At 72.5% G+C, this 19,493-nt stretch carries 19 protein-coding genes; 11 read left to right on the forward strand and 8 right to left on the reverse strand.

Annotated elements, in window-relative coordinates; translation table 11 throughout:
• Positions 1 to 94: 94 nt before the first annotated feature.
• The 5 genes from ACLJOU_RS31200 to ACLJOU_RS31220 are packed head-to-tail and all read left to right on the forward strand — an operon-like array spanning position 95 to position 4,422.
• Positions 95 to 847, forward strand: coding sequence for a hypothetical protein (locus tag ACLJOU_RS31200; RefSeq protein WP_410572328.1), 753 nt, complete (start codon positions 95 to 97; stop codon positions 845 to 847).
• Positions 844 to 1,584: an amidohydrolase family protein gene (locus tag ACLJOU_RS31205; RefSeq protein WP_410572329.1), complete on the forward strand. Its 741-nt coding sequence runs from the start codon at positions 844 to 846 to the stop codon at positions 1,582 to 1,584. Before ACLJOU_RS31200 ends, ACLJOU_RS31205 begins: the two co-directional genes overlap by 4 nt.
• Complete coding sequence (locus tag ACLJOU_RS31210) at positions 1,581 to 2,810, forward strand: ABC transporter substrate-binding protein (protein WP_410572331.1); 1,230 nt, start codon at positions 1,581 to 1,583, stop codon at positions 2,808 to 2,810. Before ACLJOU_RS31205 ends, ACLJOU_RS31210 begins: the two co-directional genes overlap by 4 nt.
• Complete coding sequence (locus ACLJOU_RS31215) at positions 2,807 to 3,622, forward strand: carbohydrate ABC transporter permease (RefSeq protein WP_410572333.1); 816 nt, start codon at positions 2,807 to 2,809, stop codon at positions 3,620 to 3,622. Before ACLJOU_RS31210 ends, ACLJOU_RS31215 begins: the two co-directional genes overlap by 4 nt.
• Positions 3,622 to 4,422: a carbohydrate ABC transporter permease gene (locus ACLJOU_RS31220; RefSeq protein ID WP_410572335.1), complete on the forward strand. Its 801-nt coding sequence runs from the start codon at positions 3,622 to 3,624 to the stop codon at positions 4,420 to 4,422. The genes ACLJOU_RS31215 and ACLJOU_RS31220 overlap by 1 nt, the downstream gene beginning before the upstream one ends.
• On the opposite strand, the gene ACLJOU_RS31225 is transcribed toward ACLJOU_RS31220, so the two are convergent.
• Entirely contained in the window at positions 4,403 to 7,285 is a 2,883-nt protein-coding gene (locus tag ACLJOU_RS31225) for a BTAD domain-containing putative transcriptional regulator (protein WP_410572336.1), read from the reverse strand. The two genes, ACLJOU_RS31220 and ACLJOU_RS31225, sit on opposite strands and share 20 nt — an antisense overlap.
• A gap of 176 nt (positions 7,286 to 7,461) precedes the next feature.
• Here ACLJOU_RS31225 and ACLJOU_RS31230 point away from each other — a divergent pair, with 176 nt between their 5' ends.
• The 3 genes from ACLJOU_RS31230 (at position 7,462) to ACLJOU_RS31240 (ending at position 10,233) form a co-directional block, all read left to right on the forward strand.
• Complete coding sequence (locus tag ACLJOU_RS31230) at positions 7,462 to 7,770, forward strand: hypothetical protein (RefSeq protein WP_410572338.1); 309 nt, start codon at positions 7,462 to 7,464, stop codon at positions 7,768 to 7,770.
• Between the two features lie 156 nt (positions 7,771 to 7,926).
• Positions 7,927 to 9,198: a hypothetical protein gene (locus ACLJOU_RS31235; RefSeq protein WP_410572339.1), complete on the forward strand. Its 1,272-nt coding sequence runs from the start codon at positions 7,927 to 7,929 to the stop codon at positions 9,196 to 9,198.
• A gap of 48 nt (positions 9,199 to 9,246) precedes the next feature.
• Positions 9,247 to 10,233, forward strand: a complete 987-nt coding sequence (locus ACLJOU_RS31240) for a MerR family transcriptional regulator (RefSeq protein WP_410572341.1) — start codon at positions 9,247 to 9,249, stop codon at positions 10,231 to 10,233.
• Between the two features lie 5 nt (positions 10,234 to 10,238).
• Here the strand turns inward: ACLJOU_RS31240 and ACLJOU_RS31245 are convergent, their stop codons facing one another.
• From ACLJOU_RS31245 to ACLJOU_RS31255, 3 genes are all read right to left on the reverse strand, one after another.
• Positions 10,239 to 11,660 carry a M1 family metallopeptidase gene (locus ACLJOU_RS31245; RefSeq protein ID WP_410572343.1) on the reverse strand — a complete coding sequence of 474 codons (1,422 nt, stop codon included), beginning with the start codon at positions 11,658 to 11,660 and terminating at the stop codon, positions 10,239 to 10,241.
• A 97-nt stretch (positions 11,661 to 11,757) separates the two neighbouring features.
• A complete protein-coding gene (locus tag ACLJOU_RS31250) occupies positions 11,758 to 12,108 on the reverse strand; it encodes a hypothetical protein (RefSeq protein ID WP_410572345.1) in 351 nt (116 codons plus the stop codon).
• Between the two features lie 53 nt (positions 12,109 to 12,161).
• Positions 12,162 to 12,662, reverse strand: coding sequence for a TetR/AcrR family transcriptional regulator (locus tag ACLJOU_RS31255; RefSeq protein WP_410572347.1), 501 nt, complete (start codon positions 12,660 to 12,662; stop codon positions 12,162 to 12,164).
• Positions 12,663 to 12,799: 137 nt separating this feature from the next.
• On the opposite strand from ACLJOU_RS31255, the gene ACLJOU_RS31260 reads away from it, so the two are divergent.
• Positions 12,800 to 13,384 carry a dihydrofolate reductase family protein gene (locus tag ACLJOU_RS31260; RefSeq protein ID WP_410572349.1) on the forward strand — a complete coding sequence of 195 codons (585 nt, stop codon included), beginning with the start codon at positions 12,800 to 12,802 and terminating at the stop codon, positions 13,382 to 13,384.
• Positions 13,385 to 13,406: 22 nt separating this feature from the next.
• Here ACLJOU_RS31260 and ACLJOU_RS31265 read toward each other — a convergent pair whose 3' ends face one another.
• The 3 genes from ACLJOU_RS31265 to ACLJOU_RS31275 all read right to left on the reverse strand — a co-directional run bounded on the left by ACLJOU_RS31265 (position 13,407) and on the right by ACLJOU_RS31275 (position 16,060).
• On the reverse strand, positions 13,407 to 14,393 hold the full coding sequence (locus ACLJOU_RS31265) for an RNA polymerase subunit sigma-70 (RefSeq protein ID WP_410572351.1): 987 nt from the start codon (positions 14,391 to 14,393) through the stop codon (positions 13,407 to 13,409).
• A 156-nt stretch (positions 14,394 to 14,549) separates the two neighbouring features.
• Positions 14,550 to 15,392 carry a maleylpyruvate isomerase N-terminal domain-containing protein gene (locus ACLJOU_RS31270; RefSeq protein ID WP_410572353.1) on the reverse strand — a complete coding sequence of 281 codons (843 nt, stop codon included), beginning with the start codon at positions 15,390 to 15,392 and terminating at the stop codon, positions 14,550 to 14,552.
• A 236-nt stretch (positions 15,393 to 15,628) separates the two neighbouring features.
• Positions 15,629 to 16,060: a hypothetical protein gene (locus ACLJOU_RS31275; RefSeq protein WP_410572355.1), complete on the reverse strand. Its 432-nt coding sequence runs from the start codon at positions 16,058 to 16,060 to the stop codon at positions 15,629 to 15,631.
• Positions 16,061 to 16,314: 254 nt separating this feature from the next.
• Here ACLJOU_RS31275 and ACLJOU_RS31280 point away from each other — a divergent pair, with 254 nt between their 5' ends.
• Together ACLJOU_RS31280 and ACLJOU_RS31285 are read left to right on the forward strand one after the other, a co-directional pair.
• Complete coding sequence (locus ACLJOU_RS31280) at positions 16,315 to 17,562, forward strand: sensor histidine kinase (RefSeq protein ID WP_410572357.1); 1,248 nt, start codon at positions 16,315 to 16,317, stop codon at positions 17,560 to 17,562.
• A complete protein-coding gene (locus tag ACLJOU_RS31285) occupies positions 17,550 to 18,200 on the forward strand; it encodes a response regulator (protein ID WP_410572359.1) in 651 nt (216 codons plus the stop codon). The genes ACLJOU_RS31280 and ACLJOU_RS31285 overlap by 13 nt, the downstream gene beginning before the upstream one ends.
• Positions 18,201 to 18,332: 132 nt before the next feature.
• On the opposite strand, the gene ACLJOU_RS31290 is transcribed toward ACLJOU_RS31285, so the two are convergent.
• Positions 18,333 to 19,412 (reverse strand): sugar ABC transporter substrate-binding protein, encoded by a 1,080-nt coding sequence (locus ACLJOU_RS31290; protein ID WP_410572361.1) that lies wholly within the window; start codon positions 19,410 to 19,412, stop codon positions 18,333 to 18,335.
• Between the last annotated feature and the right edge of the window lie 81 nt (positions 19,413 to 19,493).

Consider the following 19,493-nt stretch of genomic DNA (forward strand, 5'->3'; position numbering starts at 1 on the left):
CCGCGCGGCGGACCCCGTGGGGCGCACTGCTCATGTAGCGATCGTGTAGCACCGGCCAGCACGCTTCCCCCATCCGTGGAGGACGGGGAGGGACGTGAGCAGGTCACCTTTACCGCCGGTGCCGGCCGGGCGGGAGGACATCGACGTCGACGTCGACGTGCTGTTCGGGGCGGTGCCGAGCCGGCAGCTCGACGCGTCGCTCGACGCGGCGGCCGCGTTGCACGCCAAACACCGGATCCGGCGGGGGCTGGTCTGCTCGCTGCGGGGGGCGTTGTTCGACGCCTGCTCCGGCAACGACGAAACGCGCAAAGCCGGCGAACGCGCGGGCCTCGTCCCGGTCGGTGCCGTCGACGTGCGCGACGCGCTGACCGCCGAGACCGAGATCGGGCGGCTGGCCGCCGCCGGGGTGCGGCTGCTGCGGCTCTTCCCACCCGAGCAGTGGATCGAACCGGACTCTCCCGGCCTCGCGCACGTCGTGGACGTCGCGGTCGCGCACGGGATGGTGCTGCTCACCAGCGGGGACTTCAGCCGGTTCTGGCGGCCGTTCGCCGGCCGGGGCGCGCGGGTCTGCTTCCTCGACGTCCACGCCTACCGGGTGGCGGACTTCGTCGTGCTCGCCCGCCGCGAACCTGGGTTCGTGGCCTCGACGCGGGTGTTGTGCGGCCCCGACTCCATCGAGCGGATCGCGGGCGAGGTCGGCGCGCACCACCTCGCCTACGGGTCGCGGGCGCCGCTGAACGACGTCTGGTCCTCGGCGCTGCGGCTGCGCACCGCCGGGCTCGACGAGCAGGCGTGGCGGCAGGTGGCGGGCGGCACCGCCACGGCGTGGCTGGCGGACCCGGCGTGATCATCGACGTGCACGGCCACGCCGGGCCGTGGTTCTTCAGCACCGACGTGGGGAGCGTCGAGCTGAACCTCGCCCTGATGGACCGCTACGGCATCGACCGGCAGATCGTCTCCGCGTCCGAGGCGGTCACCTACGACGTGGTGGCCGGCAACCGGTGGCTGGCGGAGGTGCTCCGGACCCAGCCGCGGCTGCTCGGCTACGTCGTGGTCAACCCCAACGACCTCGCCGCCGCCGCGCGGGAACTGGAGAAGTACCGGCCCTCCGGCCGGTTCGTCGGGGTCAAGGTGCACACGACCTACTCGGGGCAGCCGCTGCTGTCGGGGGCGGTCCGGGACGCGCTGGCGCTGGCCGCCGACGCCGGGCTGCCGGTGCTCGTGCACACCTGGGACGAAAGCGTGCTGGGCCTGGTCGACGTGCTGGAGCGGCTCCCGCGGCTGCGGGTGATCGCCGGCCACATGGGCGGCCCGGCGTGGCGGGCGGCGGTCGAAGCGGCCGGCCGCAGCGATAGGCTCTACCTGGAACCGTGCTGCTCGATCACCGATCGTGGCCGGTTCCGGTACGCACTCGACCGGATCCCCCTCGCGCAGCTGCTGTTCGGCACGGACAGCACCCTGGTCGACCCCGCGATCGCGATGGGCGTGGTGCTGGAGGCCGACCTGACCGACGAGGAGTACGAGCACGTGATGTGGCGCAACGCGGCCCGCCTCTTCGGCATCGGACCGGGAGCCACCGCGTGAGGACGCCGGCGCTGCTCATGACCGCCGTGCTGATCGCGGCCGCCGTCGTGGCGTGCGGCTCCGGCGACAGCGGCGCGGTGACGCTGTGGATGTACCCGGTCATCACCGACCAGGCCCGGAGCGTGGCCTTCTGGCACCGGGTCGAAACCGGCTTCGAACGCGAGTCCGGGATCGACCTGGACGTCGAGCTGCAGCCGTGGGCGAGCCGGCAGGAAAAGCTGGGTGCCGCCCTGGTGGCGGGCACCGGCCCCGACGTCGTCCTGCTGCAGCCGGACATGATCCCCCAGTACGTCGGGGAAAACGTGCTGCTGCCGGTAACCGATGTGCTCGCGGGCGGCCGGCGCCCGTTCCCGCCGCGGGTGGTCGAGGCGCTCACGGTCGACGGGCAGGCCTACGGCGTGCCGCTGTACCGGACCGTGACGACGACCGTCTACAACCGGAAGCTGTTCGCGGAAGCGGGGATCACGGACCTGCCGCGGACGTGGGACGAGGTGGAGGCGGCCGCGCCGAAGCTCGCCGCCCACGGCATCCCGGTGCTCGACTACGCGGGGTCCACCGAGGAAACGCTCAACCTCACCTTCTACCCGCTGCTGTGGCAGGCGGGCGGTCGCGTGTTCACCCCGGACGGCCGGAAAAGCGCGTTCGCCTCCCCGGAAGGTGTTGCGGCGCTGCGGTTCCTGGCCGACCTCGAGAAGGTGCACGGCCTGCCGCCGGACGCCGCGACCAAGCGCACGGCGGTGGCCGGCGACGCCGTGGCGACGGGCCGGGCGGCGATGGCCCACGCCATGACCGAGTCCGCGGCGCGCGGGGTCATCGCCGCGTTCGGCGCGCAGAACGTCGCGATCGGGCTGCCGTTGCGGGGCCGGTCGCGGGTGACCTTCGGGACGCCCGGCGGGCTGTCCCTGCTGCGCCGGGCCAAGAACCCGGACGCGGCGCGGAAACTGCTCGCCTACCTCATGTCGCCGTCCGTGGTCGGCGAACTGTGCGCCGAATCCGGCTACTTCCCGCCCTGGGACGGCTCCTCGCCGCCGGCCGACCAGGTGGACCGGGACTTCGCCCAGGCGCTCCCGTTCGCCTCCGCCGGGGACAACCACCCCCAGGCGCGCAAGGTGATGGGCCTGCTCGCACCGCACGTGCAGGCCGCGCTCCTGGGCCGCGCGACCCCGGAGCAGGCGCTCGCCGACGCCGCCGGAGAGGCCGACGCCCTGCTCGGCAGCGGCCGATGAGGCGGTGGCGCGAGCCGCTGACCGTGCTCGTCTTCCTGCTCCCGGTGCTCGTGCTGTTCGCGATGTTCCGGTTCGTGCCGATGCTGGGCGCGGTGGGGCTGAGCCTGACCGACTACCACCTCGGCGGGGACTGGCGGTTCGTGGGCGCGGAGAACTACCGCAGCCTCGCCCGGGACGCCGTCTTCCTGGGCAGCCTGCGCACCACGCTCGGCTACGCCGCCGTCTACGTGCCGCTGACCGTGGTGGTCGCGCTGGGCACGGCGTTGCTGCTGCACGCCGTGCCGCGCGGCCGCGGTCTCTTCCGCGCCGCGTTGTTCGCGCCCTACGCCACCAGCCTGGTGCTCTCCGCCGTCGTCTGGCGGTGGGTGCTCGAACCCACCGGCTTCCTCGAGCAGCCGTCGCTGGTGCTGCCCGCCTTGGCCGTGGTGGGCGCCTGGAAGGGATTCGGCTACGCGATGCTGATCCTGTTCGCGGGGATCCGGAACGCACCGGCCGACTGCCTGGAGGCGGCGAAGGTCGACGGCGCGAGCGCCGGGCAGCGCTTCCGGCACGTGCTGCTGCCCGCGCTGCGGCCCGCCTTGTTCTTCGTGGTCGTGGTGGAAACCGTGGGGGCGCTCCAGGTCTTCGACACCGTCTACGTGCTGACCGGCGGCGGCCCGGTCCGGGCCAGCTACACGCTGGGCTACGCGGTGTACGACTTCGGTTTCCGCTACTTCGACGTCGGCCGCGCCGCGGCGGCCGGGGTGGCGGTGTGGGCCATCGTCCTGCTGGTGTCGCTCACCCAGCGCCGGGCCTTCGGCCGGAACCCGTGATGCGCCGCCTCGGGCCCGCCGCCCTGCTGGCGCTGGCTTCGCTGGTGGCGATCGGCCCGTTCCTGCTGATGCTGCTCGTGGCGCTCTCGCCGCGCAACGCCCCGACGCTGCCGGACCGGCTGCCCACCTCGCTCACCCTCGGCAACCTCACCGCGGTGCTCTCGACCGGGAGCTTCCTGCGCTGGACGGCGAACACGGTGGTCTACTCGGTGGTGTCGGCCGCGGCCGTGCTGGTTTCGGCGTCGATGGCCGCGTACGTGTTCGCCCGCAAGCGCTTCGCCGGCCGGGACGCGCTGCTGTGGTCGCTGCTGTCCACGGTGATGGTGCCCTTCCACGCCCTGCTGATGCCGTCGGTGGTGGTGATCTCCCGGCTCGGCTGGTCGGACACCTACTGGGGCCTGATCGTCCCGACGCTGGCCAACGCCCAGGCCGTCCTGCTGCTGCGCCAGTTCATCCGCGCGCTGCCCGGCGAGGTCTTCGACGCCGCCCGCGTCGACGGGGCGGGGGACTGGCGGGTGTACCTCGGCATCGTGCTGCCGCTGTGCCGCCCGGTGCTCGCCACGCTCGGCGTGTTCGTCTTCCTGTGGCACTGGAACGACTTCCTGTGGCCGCTGGTGGCCACGGGCTCCGATCGGATGCGCACGCTGACCGTCGGATTGTCCACTTTGGACTCAGGCCGGCTGACCGCCGCGGAGACGATGTCCATGGCCACCATCACCGGGCTGCCCTGCCTGCTGGTCTTCGTCCTCGTGCAACGCCACCTGACCGGCACGATCACCTTCACCGGCCCGGGACGCTGAGGCCGAGCAGGCGCTGGGCGGCAGCGGCCCGTTCCCGGTGCTTCGCCATGCCGAACCGCTCGAACAGCCGCGACGCCCGGTCGAAGCGGCCGGCGGCTTCGTCCGCGCGCCGGTTGCGGTGAGCCACCCAGCCGAAGCTGTACTGGGCGCAGGCGTCGGCGACGCTGCCGTCTTCGGGCGCGAAGACCGCCAGCGACCGCGCCATCAGCGTCGACGCCCGGTCCCCGTCGCCCTGCTCGGCGCAGGTGGCGGCGAGCACGTGCAGGGCCAGCGCTTCGTCGCGCGGGCAGGACGCGGCGTCGAACAGCTCGATGGCTTCGGCCAGGGCCCGCTCGGCCGCTTCGCGGTCACCCCGGGCCTTGTGGTGCAGCCCGAGGCTGAACGACACGCAGCCCTGGCCGTACCGGCTGCCCAGGCGGCGGAAGGTCGTGAGCGCCTCGTCCAGGCACCGCGCGGCTTCTTCGAGCCTGCCCCGGTCCCGGTGGACGATGCCGAGCCCCTGCAGGGCGAAGGCCCGGCCCCCGGCGTCCGCGCAGCCGTCGAAGCCCGCCCGGGCCCGTTCGAGCGCGGCGGCCGCTTCTTCGAGGTCGCCGTGGAACAGGTGCACGCTGCCGAGGCCCAGGTTCGCGTACGCGCGCCCCCGGTGCTCGCCGAGTTCGCCGAACAGGACCTGCGCCAGGGCGAAGTGCTCGCTCGCTTCGTCGTAGCGGCCCCGGTAGAACGCCAGCGCGCCGAGGCCCTGGTGCAGGATCGCCCGGCTGCGCCGCGCCCCGGCCCCGACGGCGGCCGCCAGCGCGAGTTCGTGGGTGTGCTGCCACAGGTCGTAGTGGCTGCGCAGGTCGAAGAACGTCGTCAGGGCGCAGGCGATGTCGCAGGCCGGGGTGGTCATGCCGAGACGGAGGGCCTGTTCGAGCACGGCGACGAGGGCGTCCCGCTCGGCGTCCAGCCAGGCGAGCGGCTCGGCCGTCGGCGGGCCGTCGTGCCCGTGCCCGGAGAGCCGCACCTTGAGGAACCGGCACGGCAGACCGGCTTCCGCGCGCACGGCCCGGTCCCGCCAGGCGCCGAACGCCCGGCGCAGGGCGGCCGTCCGCTCGGCGGGGGAGTCGGCGGAACCGGCGCGTTCCCGGGCGAACACGCGCAGCAGATCGTGGAAGCGGTAGCGGACCTGCCCGGCCGCGTCGGTGCCGGCGACCTCCAGCAGGTGCACGTCGGCCAGGCTGTCGAGGACGTCTTCGGCCACCGGCAGCTCGACCTCCAGCAGCGCGGCGAGGACCCAGGCGGCGAAGTCGGCGACGTCGAGCAGGCCCAGCAGGCGGAACGCCCGCTGCTGCACCTCGTCGAGCGCCTCGTAGCTCCACGCCAGGCTGGCCCGCGCCTCCAGGTCGTCGATGCGCAGTTCGTTGAGCCGGGTGCCCTCGTCGGCGAGCCGTTCGGCCAGCCTGCCCACCGTCCACTGGCCGCGGCGGGCCAGCCGGGACGCGGCGATGCGCAGCGCCAGCGGGAGGTTGCCGCAGTACCGGGCCACCGCGGCGGCGGCGGCCGGCTCGGCGGTCGTCCGCGCCGGACCGGCGATCGACGACAGCAGCCGCACCGATTCCGCCGGGCCGAGCACGTCGAGGCACACCGTGTGCGCGGCCACCAGCTGCACGCGGCTGGTGACGAGCACGGCCGAGCCCGCCGATCCCGGGAGCAGCGGCCGGACCTGCGCCATGCTCGCGACGTCGTCCAGCACGATCAGCACCGGCCGGGCCGCCAGCTGCGACCGGTACAGCGCGGCACGGGCCTCGAAGTCCTCCGGCACCGCGTGCGGGTGCACGCCGAAGGCGACGAGCAGGGTCGCGAGCACGGCGGACGGCTCCCGCGGCGACGAGCCGGTGCCGCCCATCCGGACGTAGAGCTGGCCGCCGCCGAAGTGCGCGCCGACGTCGTGCGCCACGCGGACGGCCAGTGCCGTCTTGCCGACCCCCGCCTTGCCGGTGATGGCCGCGACCACCGAGCGGGCCGGCCGGGTCAGCAGGCGGCGCAGTTCGGCCGCTTCGGCCGCCCGTCCGGTGAAGTCGTCGATGTCGGGCGGCAGCTGCATCGGCCGCACCGCGGTGCCCGCCTCGGGCGGCGTACCGCGCAGGATCACTTCGTGCAGCTCCCGGACCGGCTCGCCCGGCTCGACGCCGAGCGCTTCGACGAGCACGCCCCGCAGTTCCCGGTAGGTGTCCAGGGCCTCGGCCCGCCGCCCGGCGTGGTGCTGGGCGAGCATCAGCCGCTGCCAGAGCCCCTCCCGCAACGGCAGCCGCCGCACCAGCGCGGCCAGCTCGGGGACGAGGGTGCGGTACTGGCCGGCCGCCAGGCGTGCGTCGGCGAAGTCCTCGCGGGCCGCGGCGGCCAGCTGCTCCAGCCGCACCACCTCGGTTTCGAGCCAGCCGGCGCAGGGGACGTCCTCCAGCGGTTCCCCGCGCCAGCAGGACCAGGCCTCCTCCCAGATGGCCACCGCCTTGACGGCGTCACCCGCGGCCAGCGCCGTGCGCGCCTCCTCGGCCGTGGTCCGGAAGACCCGGCTGTCCTGCTGGTCGGGTTCGACCAGCAGGCGGTACCCGCCACGGTCGGTGACGAGCACGTCGGTCAGGCCGATCTCGGCGAGGTCGCGGCGCAACCGGCTCACGTAGGTGTGCACGTTCGCGACGGCCGAGGCCGGCGGGCGTTCGCCCCACAGCGCGTCGACGAGAGCGCCGAGGCCGACCGGCTGCGGGGTGCGGAGCAGCAGCGCGGCGAGCAGAGCCCGCTGCCGCGGCGCCGCCGGCTTCAGCGGCCGTCCGGCGTTCGTCACCTGCAGCGGACCCAGGATCCCGAACCGTGCCGTGTCCCCCAAGGCTCCCACCCCCTCGCCCCGACGACTACGCAGCGTAGCAGAGCGTTCGGGGTCTCAGCTGGGCCGAACGGGGGATATGCGCTGTAGCAGCCGTGTAGGGGACGTATGGGGCCGGCTTCGAAGATGGCCTCCGGGTCGATCGCCGCCCCGGCGGACGGACGAACCGAGGAGGACGGATGAGGAAGCTTTCGGCGACCGTCGCCGCCGGAGCGGCGCTGTTCGCCGGAGTGGTGACCCCGGTGGCCGCCGGCGCCACGACGGCGTCACCGCAGACCGTCCTGGCCGGCGGCCGGTGCACCGGCTACGGCGTCGTGCGGACCACCACGTCGGTGGTCGCCGTGCACACCGGTGCCGGCCCGGGCTACCGCGTCGTCAAACTGCTGTCCCGGGGCAGCCACGTGAGCTGCCGGCCCCTCACCGTGGGACACCCGGATGCCCCGTGCGGCCCGTCGTGCCGCCCACCATCGCCTCGGAGGAACGCGTGAACCGCACCGGAGTCGCCGCCGTGGGGCCTACGACGCCGATCAGGTGAACCTGATCGGCAACCACATCCCGGCCGTGACGCATTTGTTCGTGGTCCCGAGCTGATCGTCCGGTAATCCGCTGGCCGCGGGAAGCGCGGTCACGCACACTGGCCGTCGATGACCGAGGATGCCGACGACCACTGGCACTACGCGTCCGCCACGACGCTGCGGGGAGCTCTGCAACGCGGCCAGGGCGCGGCCGGCGCCCGGGTCGCGGCCCGTGGGGCCGCACCGGAACTCGTGCTGGACTGCGTGCGCCGCGACTACCGCTGGGACCGGCAGGTCGACGAGCGGACGACCTACCTCGTCCGGCTCGTCCTCGACGTCGGGCTGCCCGTCGACCCGATCGTCGACCAGCTCTGGCGAACCGGGCGGACCTCCGGCTACGACGGCAACCGGTTCGGTCAAAGCGTCGACCTGCTGGCCGCCCTCGCCCGGACAGGGGTTCCCGCGGCGAAGGACGCTCTGCGCCGGTACGTGGGCGAGGGTGAACAATGGATCGAGGTCCTGCAGGCCGTGGCCGGCGCCTGGCCCGGCGAGTGGTGGGACGACCTCGCGCCCATCGTGGCCGGCCGTGCGGCGGACGCCGCTCCGGAGGAGGTCTTCGCCGGTCAGGATCCGTGGCCGGCGTGGGCGGGCCGGGACCGCCGGATCGACGTCCTGGTCGGGCGCGCCCGACCGGCTCCCGCCCGGCGGTGTCCGAGCCTGCCCCATCGCGGCGCGCCGGTCGACGGGTTGCTCGGCCTGCTCGCGGATCCGGATGCGCACCCCGAACTGCTCTCGGCGGTGCTGCACGAGTTCGCGCGTCACCGCGACCCGGAGCCGCGGTTGCTCGAGGTCGCCGACCGGCTGGCGGCCCGCCCGGACGCGAGGCGGATCGGCCTGGTCCGCGCACTCGCGAAGCTGGGCCCGCGGACCGTGCGACACGCTCGGCAGTGGGCTCGCAGTCCGGCTCATCCGCTGTGGTGGACGGCGGTGGTCACGCTGACCGAGCACGGGACGGTGGCCGACGTCCCCGCGCTGCTGGCCGCCCTCGACCGCCTGGACCGCGACCGCGACGACTGGTGCGGGTACGACGCCTTGGCCCGCGGCTTCGCCCGCCTCGGCGTCACCGAGGCGGCGCCGAGGCTTCGTTCGCTGTGGCACCGAAGCCCGCACTCGTACGAACGGGCCGCCTACGTGGAAGCGTTGCTGACCCTGGATCCGGACGCCACGCGGCCGTTGCTGCCCGATGCGCTCGCCGACTGCGAGGGCGACGTCCGGATGGTCGCCGCGCGGCACACGCCGCTCACCGGTGAGGTCCGCCGCCGGCTCGGCCGGCTGCGTGATTGTCCCCTCGAGAACGCCGACGTGCGTGCGGCCGCCGCCCGCCGCCTCGCGTCGGCCTGACCGGCCTTGCCTTGACTCTCAAGCCGGTCGAGACAGCACAGTGGCGGTATGGACAAGCTCTACCCCATCGGGGACGTCGCTCGCCGCACCGGTTTGAGCGTGAGTGCGATCAGGTTCTACGCCGACGAGGGTGTCGTCGCGCCCACCCGTCTCACCGAAGGCGGCTTCCGGCAGTACGACGTGCACGCCGTCGCCCGGCTCGAACTCGTGCGCAGCCTGCGGGACCTGGGTGCGGGTCTCGAGGACATCCGCCGGGTGCTGGCCGCGGAAAGCACGCTGCAGGAGTTGGCCGTCCGGCACCTGCGGCTGGTCGAGGACCAGCTCCGGCAGTTCCGCGCGCGCCGGGCCGTGTTGCGGGTCATCGTGCGGCAACCCACCACGGCCGAGCAGGTGAGCTTGCTGCACAAGCTCGTGTCGATGTCCGACGACGAGCGTGACCGGCTCATCAGCCGGTTCTGGGACTTCGTGACCGACGGCCTGGACGTCCACCCCGGCTACCTGGACCGGCTGCGCAGCCGGCGGCCGCGCCTGCCGGAAGAGCCGTCCACCGAACAGCTCGAGGCGTGGATCGAACTCGCCGAGATCGTGCAGGACGACCAGTTCCGCACCGCGCTGCGGGCGCACTTCCACCGCGCGTTCGCCACCGAGCAGGGCAGGCTGATGGCCACGCCGGAGATGCTCGCCCGCGCCGAGCGGCGGCGGCTCCTCTACCTGGAGGCCCGGGCGGCGCAGCAGGCCGGCGTGCCGCCGGAGTCCCCGCAGGCCCGGGACATCGCCGAGCGGATGGTGGCCGACTCGGCCGGCTTCGTCGCCGCCATGACCGGTGAGCACGACGTCGGCAAGGCCCGCCGCAGCATGGCCGGCTTCGACCGGGCGGCATCGGCGCAGCTGCGCGCCCGGATGCCGGGCACGGACCTGGTGGTCCGGTACGGCACCCTCGTGGCCAGGGTCAACGGCACCCCCGAGCCGGACCCGGACAAGACGGCGGCGGTCCAGGAGTGGCTGGCGGCCGCCCTGCGTCAGGAGACCACCTGACGCGGTCAGAGTGCGGGCTTGCCCGGCTGGTAGAGCCAGGTCCGGAAGAACGAGCCGAGGTCGCGGTGGGTCAGCCGCTCGACGAACTCGATGAACTGCCGCGTCGAGACGTTGCCGTACCGGTGCGTCGCCGGCCACCGGTCGAGCACGGTGAAGAAGGCGCGGTCGCCGATCTTCGTGCGCAGTGCCTGCAGGGTCATCGCGCCGCGGTTGTAGACGAGGTCGTCGAAGATGTGGTCACGCCCGGGGTCGGCGACCACGCCGGTCCAGTCCTTCTCGTCGGCGTAGGCCTTCGCGAAGGTCTGCTGCACCGGGACGTTGTTGAACTTTTCCTGGTAGAGCCATTCCGAGTAGGTCGCGAAGCCTTCGTTGAGCCAGATGTCCGACCAGTGCACCGGGGTGAGGCTGTCGCCGAACCACTGGTGGCCGAGTTCGTGGGCGAGCAGGTCGCCGTCGACGTCGCTGGTGTCCTGGTCGTAGACCGGCCGGCTCTGCGTCTCGAGGGCGTAGCCGACGCCGACGTCGGCGAGGATGCCGCCGGTCGAATCGAACGGGTACGGCCCGTACAGCGACGATTCCCAGTCGACGACCTGCGCGGTGGTCCGGTTGAACACCTCGCCCTGACCCGGCTTGGTGTCGATGGACTTGCCGATGGCGGTGATGTCCGGCAGGCCACCGGCCCTCACGCCGCGGGTGACGTCGTAGTCGCCGATCGCGAGCATGCTCAGCTCGCTGGCCATCGGCCGGTTCATGGACCAGCGGAAGGTGGTCCGGTGGTCGTGCGTGGTGGTGGGCCCGGGTTCGCCGTTGGCCAGCACGGTGAGCCCGGCCGGCACGGTGACGGTCTGCGTGTAGGTCGCTTTGTCGTCGGGGGTGTCGTTGACCGGGTAATAGGTCGCCGCGCCGATCGGCTGGTTGAGCGCGACCGCGCCGTCCTTGGTGGCGACCCAGCCGGAGACCCCGAGCGCCGGGTCGTCGATCCGCTGCGGGACGCCGGCGTAACTCACCGAGACGACGAACGGGCTGCCCTTCCGCAGGCCGTGCGGCGGGGTGATCACCAGCTCCTGGGCACCGCTGCGGGTGAAGGCGGCGGTCACGCCGTTCACCGAGAGCCTGCTGATCGTCAGCGGCCCCTGGAAGTCCAGGTCGAACCGGGAGAGATCCTGGGTGGCGGTGGCGAGAACGGTGGTCGTCGCGTCGATCGCTCCGGTGTCGGGGCTGAAGGCGAGCCGGATGTCGTAATGGCCGACGTCGTAGCCGCCGTTGCCCATGTCGGGGAAGTACGGATCCCCGGCGCCCGGCGCACCGGGGGAGTACCGCGGCGCTTGGGCCGCCTCCGCGGCCGGGCTCGCCGCGGCCAGCAACCCGGCGGACAGCGCACAGGAGAGGATCACCAATTGGCCACGCCTACCGTGGGTGCCTCGCATCGGTCCTCCTCGGCCTCGACGCTGAAGGGTAGGTCCGATCGGACACGCGGATCAACCCTCGAGGACGTGGCCGGGGTTGCCCGGCGCCGGATGTCCTTCAGCGCAAGGCGTTCTCGACCAGTGCGACGGTTTCGCGCGGATTGTCGACTTGGAGGACCAGGCGGGCGTAGCGCTCGTCGGCGAGTTCGATCACGACGGCCTTCGCCGCGTCCTTGACGTCCCAGAACACCTTTTCGCCGTCGAGGTGGAAGGTGCCGGCCGTGATCACGCCGGGCACGTGGGCACCCGGCGCGCGGATCCCCTTGGGATCGGCGGCGATGCCGGGGTCCGCGGTGGCGCCCCGGACGTTGGCCAGCGGGATGGTCAGGCTGCTCTTGAGGGCCCAGAGCTTGTCGAGACCCTCGATGACGACAACGAGATCGTCGCCGTCGATGTGGACCAGTGCCATGCCGGTTTCCTTGTCAGTCGGTCAGTGGGTCGGTGGGTCAGTCGGTCAGTCGGTCAGTCGGAAGAATCGAAGCGCCGGGCCAGCGCGGCGCCGACACCGTCGGGGGCGCCGCGCAGGTGGATGCCCAGTGCGGCCGCCGTGAGGGCGGCGGCCAAGGCCGGGGGAACACCGAGCGCGCCGGCGATCGCCTGGTCGACCGCGGCCAGCGCCGCGCTCACTTCGGCGGCCACCTCCTCGTCGGCCGGTGCCCGTTCGACCGCCGCGAGCAGCAGCAGCCCGAGGTCGGCCGACGTGACCAGCCGCAGCGCGGTCGCGGCATCCGGTGCCGCGGCGAGCGCTTCGACCAGGGGACGGACGTCGTCGGCGAGGTGACGGCGCAGCGCGACCAGGTAGAGACCGCGCTTGCTGCCGAAGGTCTTGTACAGGCTGTTGCGGTGCACGCCGAGGTGGGTGACGAGGTCGTCGACGGACACCCCGTCGTACGCGCGGCCGCCGAACAACGCCACGGCCGCGCGCACCACCTCGTCCTCGTCGAACGCCCGTCGCCTGCCCATGCCCCGACGATAGCGTTTTGAGGAACGATCAGTCAAGAACGATCGTTCCTCAATTTCCTCGTCGTCGGAGCGCCGATCAGGTTTTCGCGCCCCGCCCGTCTATAAGGGGGAGATCGAACTCACGGAAGGCGTGACACATGCGGAAACTGACCTTCGCCATGAACGTGACCCTGGACGGCTACGTCGCCGCGCCCGGCGACGACCTCGGCTGGAGCGGGGGTGGGGGACCGGATTCGTCGCCGAGCGACGAGCTGTTCCAGTGGTGGTCGGACCGGGTGGCGGCGACGGGCCTGGCGCTGTACGGGCGCAAGCTGTGGGAGGCGATGAGTTCCCACTGGCCGACCGCCGACCGGCAGCCCGGCGCCACCCCGGCGGCGATCGAGTACGCCCGCCGCTGGCGGGACATGCCGAAGGTGGTGTTCTCCTCGACGACCAGCCCGGTCGGCTGGAACGCCCGCCTGGTCACCGCCGACGCGGTCACCGAGATCGCCCGGCTCAAGGCCGGGGACGCCGGCCCGATAGACATCGGCGGCGCGACGCTGGCCGGGGCGGCCATGCGGGCCGGGTTGATCGACGAGTACGTGCTGGTCACGGTGCCGGTGTTGGTGGGCGGCGGCACGCCGTTCTTCACCGCGCTGGACAGCTGGGTGAACCTGACCCTGGCCGAGACCCGGACGTTCCCCGGCGGCGTGCTGCTGACCCGGTACGAGACGAGGCGATGAACCCGGGCGGGAACTCGTCCGGTCACAGGGCCGGCGGCAGGCCCAGCCAGGGTTTGCCGGTGGCGTCGAACCCGGTGAGCTCGGCGATCTTCCCGTCGGCGACGTGCAGGACCGCGACGGCGAACAGCCGGTACGCCGGATCGCCGGGGGCGCGCAGGTACAGCGCGGCGGCCGGCATGCGGTTGACCGTCGTGGTGGTCCCGCGCCAGTCGTCGTGGCCGCGCTGGAAGAGCCCGCCGGAGACCCAGCCGTCCACCGCGTCCGTGGCCCCGGTGAGCACGGTGCCCGGATCGGGCAGCATCGCGAAGCGCAGATCGTCGCGCAGCAGGGAGACCAGCCCGTCGAGGTCGTTGCGCTCGTGGGCGTCGATGTAGGACTGAACCACACGGCGCTCGGCATCGGACAGCTCGTGGGTGGCGGGACTCCGCCAGTCGAGGCGGCGGTCGGGCAGTTGCGCGCGCATGGTCACGCGCGCCCGCTGCAGCGCGCTGGTCACCGAGGCAAGGGTCAGCTCGAGGGCGCCGGCGGCCTGCGGCGCCGTCCACCCGAGGACATCGCGCAGGATGAGCACCGCCCGCTGCCGCGGCGGCAACCGCTGGACGGCGACGATGAACGCGAGCTCGATCGTCTCCCGCGCGACCACGGATTCCTGCGGATCCTCGGGAAGCATCCGGTCGGGATAGGGCTGCAGGTAAGGCACCTCGGAGGCTACGGGTGTGCGGTAGTCGCGTTTTTCCAGGAAGTCGAGGCAGACGTTGGTCGCGATCCGGTACAGCCACGTCCGCAGCGCAGCGTGGCCCTTGAACGACTCCCGCTTGTGCCACGCGCGCAGGAACGTCTCCGGCGTCATGTCCTGGGCGTCCTCGTAGTTGGCGAGCATCCGGTAGCAGTGCACGTGCAGCTCACGCCGGTGGCGCTCGGTGACGAGCGCGAACCGCGCGGCGTCCCCCGAGCGGGCCGCCGCGATGAACGCGGCCTCGTCGGCGCCCGGCGATCCGGGGTCGGTCATGGTCGTCAATCCTTCCACCGGTAGGGGCCTACCGAGAATTGACGACGTGGCGGCGGATTTCTCATCGGTGACGCGGCCGGCGCGGGTGAAAGGCTGCCGAGGAGCCGATCCGGCCGGCCGTGTCAGGTCGTCGGGTGCGGGATGTCCGCAGCACACCTAGGGCATGTGAACCGTGCGGAGGAACTCCGGCAGCCGCCACGGGCGGCGGCCGCCCACGCGGACCTTGCCCGTCCCGACCGCGCGCAGCGGGGAGATCCGGCCGAACATCATCGGCACCAGCACGGCCGGGTCGAAGGTGAGCCGGACGTCGGCGCTGCCGTCGGGTTCCTCCGCCCGCAGGCCGCCGTTCTGCAGCACCATCACCACCGGCGTGGTGTACGCCGAGCGGAACTCGACGGCGATCCGGCGCGGCGACGGCTTGGCGTAGTCCAGCAGGCTTCCGACGTCGTTGCGGACCATGCCGACGAAGAACAGCTCGAGGAACGACGCTTCGTTCACCGGGTCGATCCGCCACGGCGCGCCGCTCGCGCGGGCGACGTCCCAGCCGTGGATCTCGAGCTCGTTGATCAGGTGCGCGAGCAGGCCGGCCAGTGGCACGCGGCTGCCGCCCAGCCACCAGACCGGCTTGTCGGGGTCGAGGTCCCGGGTGACCCGCAGGACCTCCGCGACGTCCGCGCGCAGCCGCTCGGCCAGGCGCCGCGGGTCGCGCTCGGGGTAGGCGGTCATCGCGATCTCGTTCATCGCCGACACCGTCTCGATGTTCGCCGACGCCATCGGCGCTTCCAGTTCCGGCAGCGGCAGCGGGCCGCCGTCACCGCCGGCCATCACGGTGTAGACGAGGGCGATCCAGCCGACGTGCGCGGCCGTCTCGGCCACCGACCACTTGCCGACGGCCTTCGCGTGCGGGTCCGGCGCGTTCTCCACGGCCGTCGCGAACCGCTCGCCTGCCGTGGCGAAGGCCGCGCGCACTGCCTGCCACTGCGCGAGTCGGATCGTCATGCTCCGACGGTAGCTCCCGGAACGCCGGACCCCGCTCTCCCAGACTGCGGTTGTCCCCGCCCGGCGGGGAAACCCGCGGCGGTAACCGGCCGGTCGGGGGGCGTGCCGGCCGGTTACCGCCGCACCGAGGAAGACGGAACCCCGCGCCGGGAATGACGCCCGGCTCAGCGCTTTACTCGATCGAGTGACAAACGGCGGGAACACCCCTCACCGCGGCGAAACGGACGGTTCAGTTGTCACGGCAGTTCTTCCGTGTCGCGCAGCACAAGCCAGGTGCACACTCCGGCCAGGGCCAGTTCCGGAACCGCGCAGGCGACGGCCCGGCTGAATTCGGTGCCGGGGCGGGCCGTGAGGACGTCGAACCAGGCGTCCATCGCCATGAGTGCCGCGACCGCCGACGCCGACAGGCGGGCGCGGGCATCACCCCGGTGGTACCACCGCGCGGTGGTCGCGCAGCCGAGCGCCACGGCCAGGTCGAGTCCGATCCACGCGGCGGGCCAGTGCCGTACCTCGGTGGTCGCGGGCAGGGTCCGGCCCAGCACGAACACCCACGGCACCAAGCCCGCCGCCACGGCACCCAGGACGCCGGGCACCCACTTGACCCGCGGTCGCGCCCGGACACCCGGCGACATCGCCGTGCGTGCCCGGGGCATCGTCTGACCGGTCATGGAACTCCTTCGTCGAACGTCGTGGTGCTGCCGCCGACGCCGTGCCGGGCGGCCCTGCGGCGAAACCTTGCCGCCGGAGCCGGCCGAAATCAGTAGCCCGTGGTTCCGACTTCGTGGTGGTGCCTGCTACCGCACCGATCCGGATGGCTGCGCGCCGGCCGGCCACGGTGCAGCGGAACCGGGTACTGGGTTCACCATGGAATCGGGTGCAGGTTTCCTGGCACTGGCCTCCTGCGGTGCCCTAGCGTCGTGCCATGACGATTCCAGCCGGACTGAGCCGCACCGTCCTGCGGACGCGGCGGGACACCGGCTTTCTCGCCGCCGGTGTGCTGCCGCACCTGGCGCTGGTGCCCGTGTGGTCCTGGGCGGCGGCGACCACCACCCGCACGGGGAACTGGCTCCTCGCGGTTTCCGTCTCGGCCGCACTGGTCCTGCTCGGAGCCCCGGTGCTGACGGCCGTTCAGCGGGCTCGCCACCGGGTGCTCCTCGGGGTGGACGTCCCCCGGCTCACCCCCGTCGCGCCGGAACAACGGACGTGGGCCTCGACCGTCCGGTGGCTCGCGGCGACGCGGCCTTGGCGCAAGATCGGCTACCACCTCCTGCTGGGCCCGCTGCTCGCGCTGCTGGAGCTGCTGGTGCTCGCGGCGGCGGCGGCGTGCCTGGCCGGCGTCACCGCCTACGCCTGGTCATGGGCGCTGCCCACCGGAATCCGCCGGGACTGGTTCGGCTCCCTGACCCAGCTGCCGGCCTACGCGGCGGCCGGACTCCTCCTCCTGTGCGCCCTGCCCTGGACCGCGCGGGCAGTGGCCCGGGCCGAGGCGCGGGTGGCGTCGGGCCTGCTCGGACCCAGCCGGGCGCAGCGGCTGCAGGAGCGGGTCGATCAGCTGGCCGTGAGCCGGACCGACTTGATCGAGGCCGTCGACGCGGAGCGCCGCCGGATCGAGCGCGACCTGCACGACGGCACCCAGCAGCGGTTGGTGTCCCTCGCGGTCAACCTGGGGCTGGCCATGGCCACCCGCCCGGACCTGCCGGGTGCTGCCCGCGAGGTCATCGCGAGCGCGCACCTGGAGGCGAAGGAGGCGATCGCGGAACTCGCTGACCTGGTGCGGGGACTGCACCCGGCCGTGCTCGACGACCGAGGTCTGGACGCGGCGTTGTCCGGCCTGGCTGCCCGCACGCCCCTGCCGGTGCGGCTGCGGGTCAACCTGGAAGAGCGGGTGGCGCCCAACGTGGAGTCAGTCGCGTACTTCGTGGTCTCCGAGGCGCTGACCAACGCCACGAAGCACGCCAACGCGATGCGGGCCGAGGTGATGGTCCGGCAGGTCGGCGAAGTGCTGCGAGTGCGCGTCACCGACGACGGGCTGGGCGGTGCCGACGCCGCCGCCGGCACGGGGCTGACCGGCCTGGCCAAGCGGGTCGGCTCCCTCGACGGGGCCTTCCACGTGAGCAGCCCCGCCGGCGGGCCCACCACCATCACCGCGGAGCTGCCGTGCGCGCGGTGATCGCCGAGGATTCGGTGTTGCTGCGGGTCGGCCTGACCAAGGTGCTGGAGATGGGCGGGTTCCAGGTCGCCGCGGAAGCCGGCGACGCGGCGGGACTGTTGGCGGCAGTGGCGGAGCACCGGCCCGAACTCGCCTTGATCGACGTCCGGATGCCGCCGGGCTTCACCGACGAGGGGGTGCGGGCGGCGATGGAGATCCGCCGGCGCTGGCCGGGGACGCCGGTGGTGCTGCTTTCGCAGTACGTGGAAGAGCGGTACGCGGCGGACCTGCTGTCGGCGAACACCAGTGGCGTGGGCTACCTGCTCAAGCAGCGGGTCGCCGACGTCGCCGACTTCGTCGCGGCGGTCCGGCGAGTGGCGGACGGGGGCACGGCCCTGGACCCGCAGGTCGTCGCCCAGTTGCTGCTGCGGCGCGACAACGACCCGTTCGCGCGGCTGACCCCCCGCGAACGGGAGGTGCTCGGCCTGATGGCCGAGGGGCGCTCCAACGCCGGCATCGCGCAGGCGCTGGTGGTCGGCGAGAGCGCCGTGGCGAAGCACATCAACAACATCTTCGCCAAGCTCGACCTGCCCGTGGTCGACGCGGACCACCGCCGCGTCCTGGCCGTGCTGCGGTTCCTCGGGGCGTCCCGGGCCTGACCTGCCCAGCCGTGCAGAGCTTCCGTGAACTTGCCGACCAGTTGAAGCCGCTCGAACTGTGGGAGCGCGACCTGCCGCCGGACTCCGCCAATCCCGAGGTGCGGTCCGACCGAGCGCACCACCCCACCGGGATCAGCCGGCTTCGTACACCTCGGCGCTCAGGATCGTGCGCCTGGGCACCGCGTGGCCGCGATGCATCTTGACCAGAAGATCGACGGTGGCCACCGCGAGGCGGTGGGGGTCCTGAACGACAGTGGCCCGCAAGGGGCTGTCCCCGGCGTCGATCAGCGCCTTGGCTTCCAGCACGCCGTCGACGCCGACCACGTGAGTGGCGGCGGTGGCCGCCGAGGAGGACATCGAGATGGCGTCGACCGCACCGAGGGCCATCTCGTCGTTGGTGCAGAAGATCGCGTCGAGGTTCTGGCCGGGCTCCAGTTGCCGGATGTGGGCGCGCGTCGCACTGTAGGCCCGTGATCGCATGAACTCGCACTGGTCGTCGATGGTGATCTCGACGTCGGGAAATGCGGAGTGCAGCACTTTTTCGCAGCGTTGTTGCCTGCTGCAGTGTTCGCCGCTGGCGATGATGAGCACGTGAGGGCAGTTCTTCCCGCGTAACTGCTTCACCAGCCATTGGCCGGCAAGTTCGCCGAGTTCGCCCGTGTCGTATCCGATGAACGCACTGTTGTCCGGGTACTCGAAATCTGCGGGGAAGGGTTCGATGTCGGTGAACACGACCGGAAGGCGAAACTCGCGACAGAACCTCGTCAGGTCCTCGCGGAGCCGGGACACCTCGGCGGCGATGATGACACCTCCGAGGTAAGATTTCTTCTTGCTCAGGATGCGGCGCAGGTGGTGAGCTTGCGCGCCCGCGTCGTAGTCTCGGTCCGGCACCTTGAGCGCCAAGTCGATGTCGTCCCTGTCCAGTGCGCTGTGGACGCGTTGGATCAGTGCGGCGACGTAGTACTTCTGGTTGAACGCCGACGTCATCAGGAAAGCGGTGCTCGACCGTTTCCGGTTCGGGCGCGTTGCGGCGAATCCGGCCAGGCAGGAAATCGCCACGACGGTGGAAGCCAGTGCGGACCACGCCACGGTGGCCCCTGCCGAAATGCCGGCTTGCAGACCTTTGGTGAGAATGGCCAAAATGATGCCGCTGATGACGGAGGTCGTCACCGTGAACAGTGCCGGCGTTCGATCACGGTCCAGACGAGTCATCAGGATCCTCCCCTTGACAACGTTGCTCGACGAGATCTTCCCGCGTCATGCGGATTCTTTCTCTCAGCGAACGGGGCACTC

The organism is Amycolatopsis sp. cmx-4-61, assembly GCF_046548775.1.
Taxonomy (GTDB): domain Bacteria; phylum Actinomycetota; class Actinomycetes; order Mycobacteriales; family Pseudonocardiaceae; genus Amycolatopsis.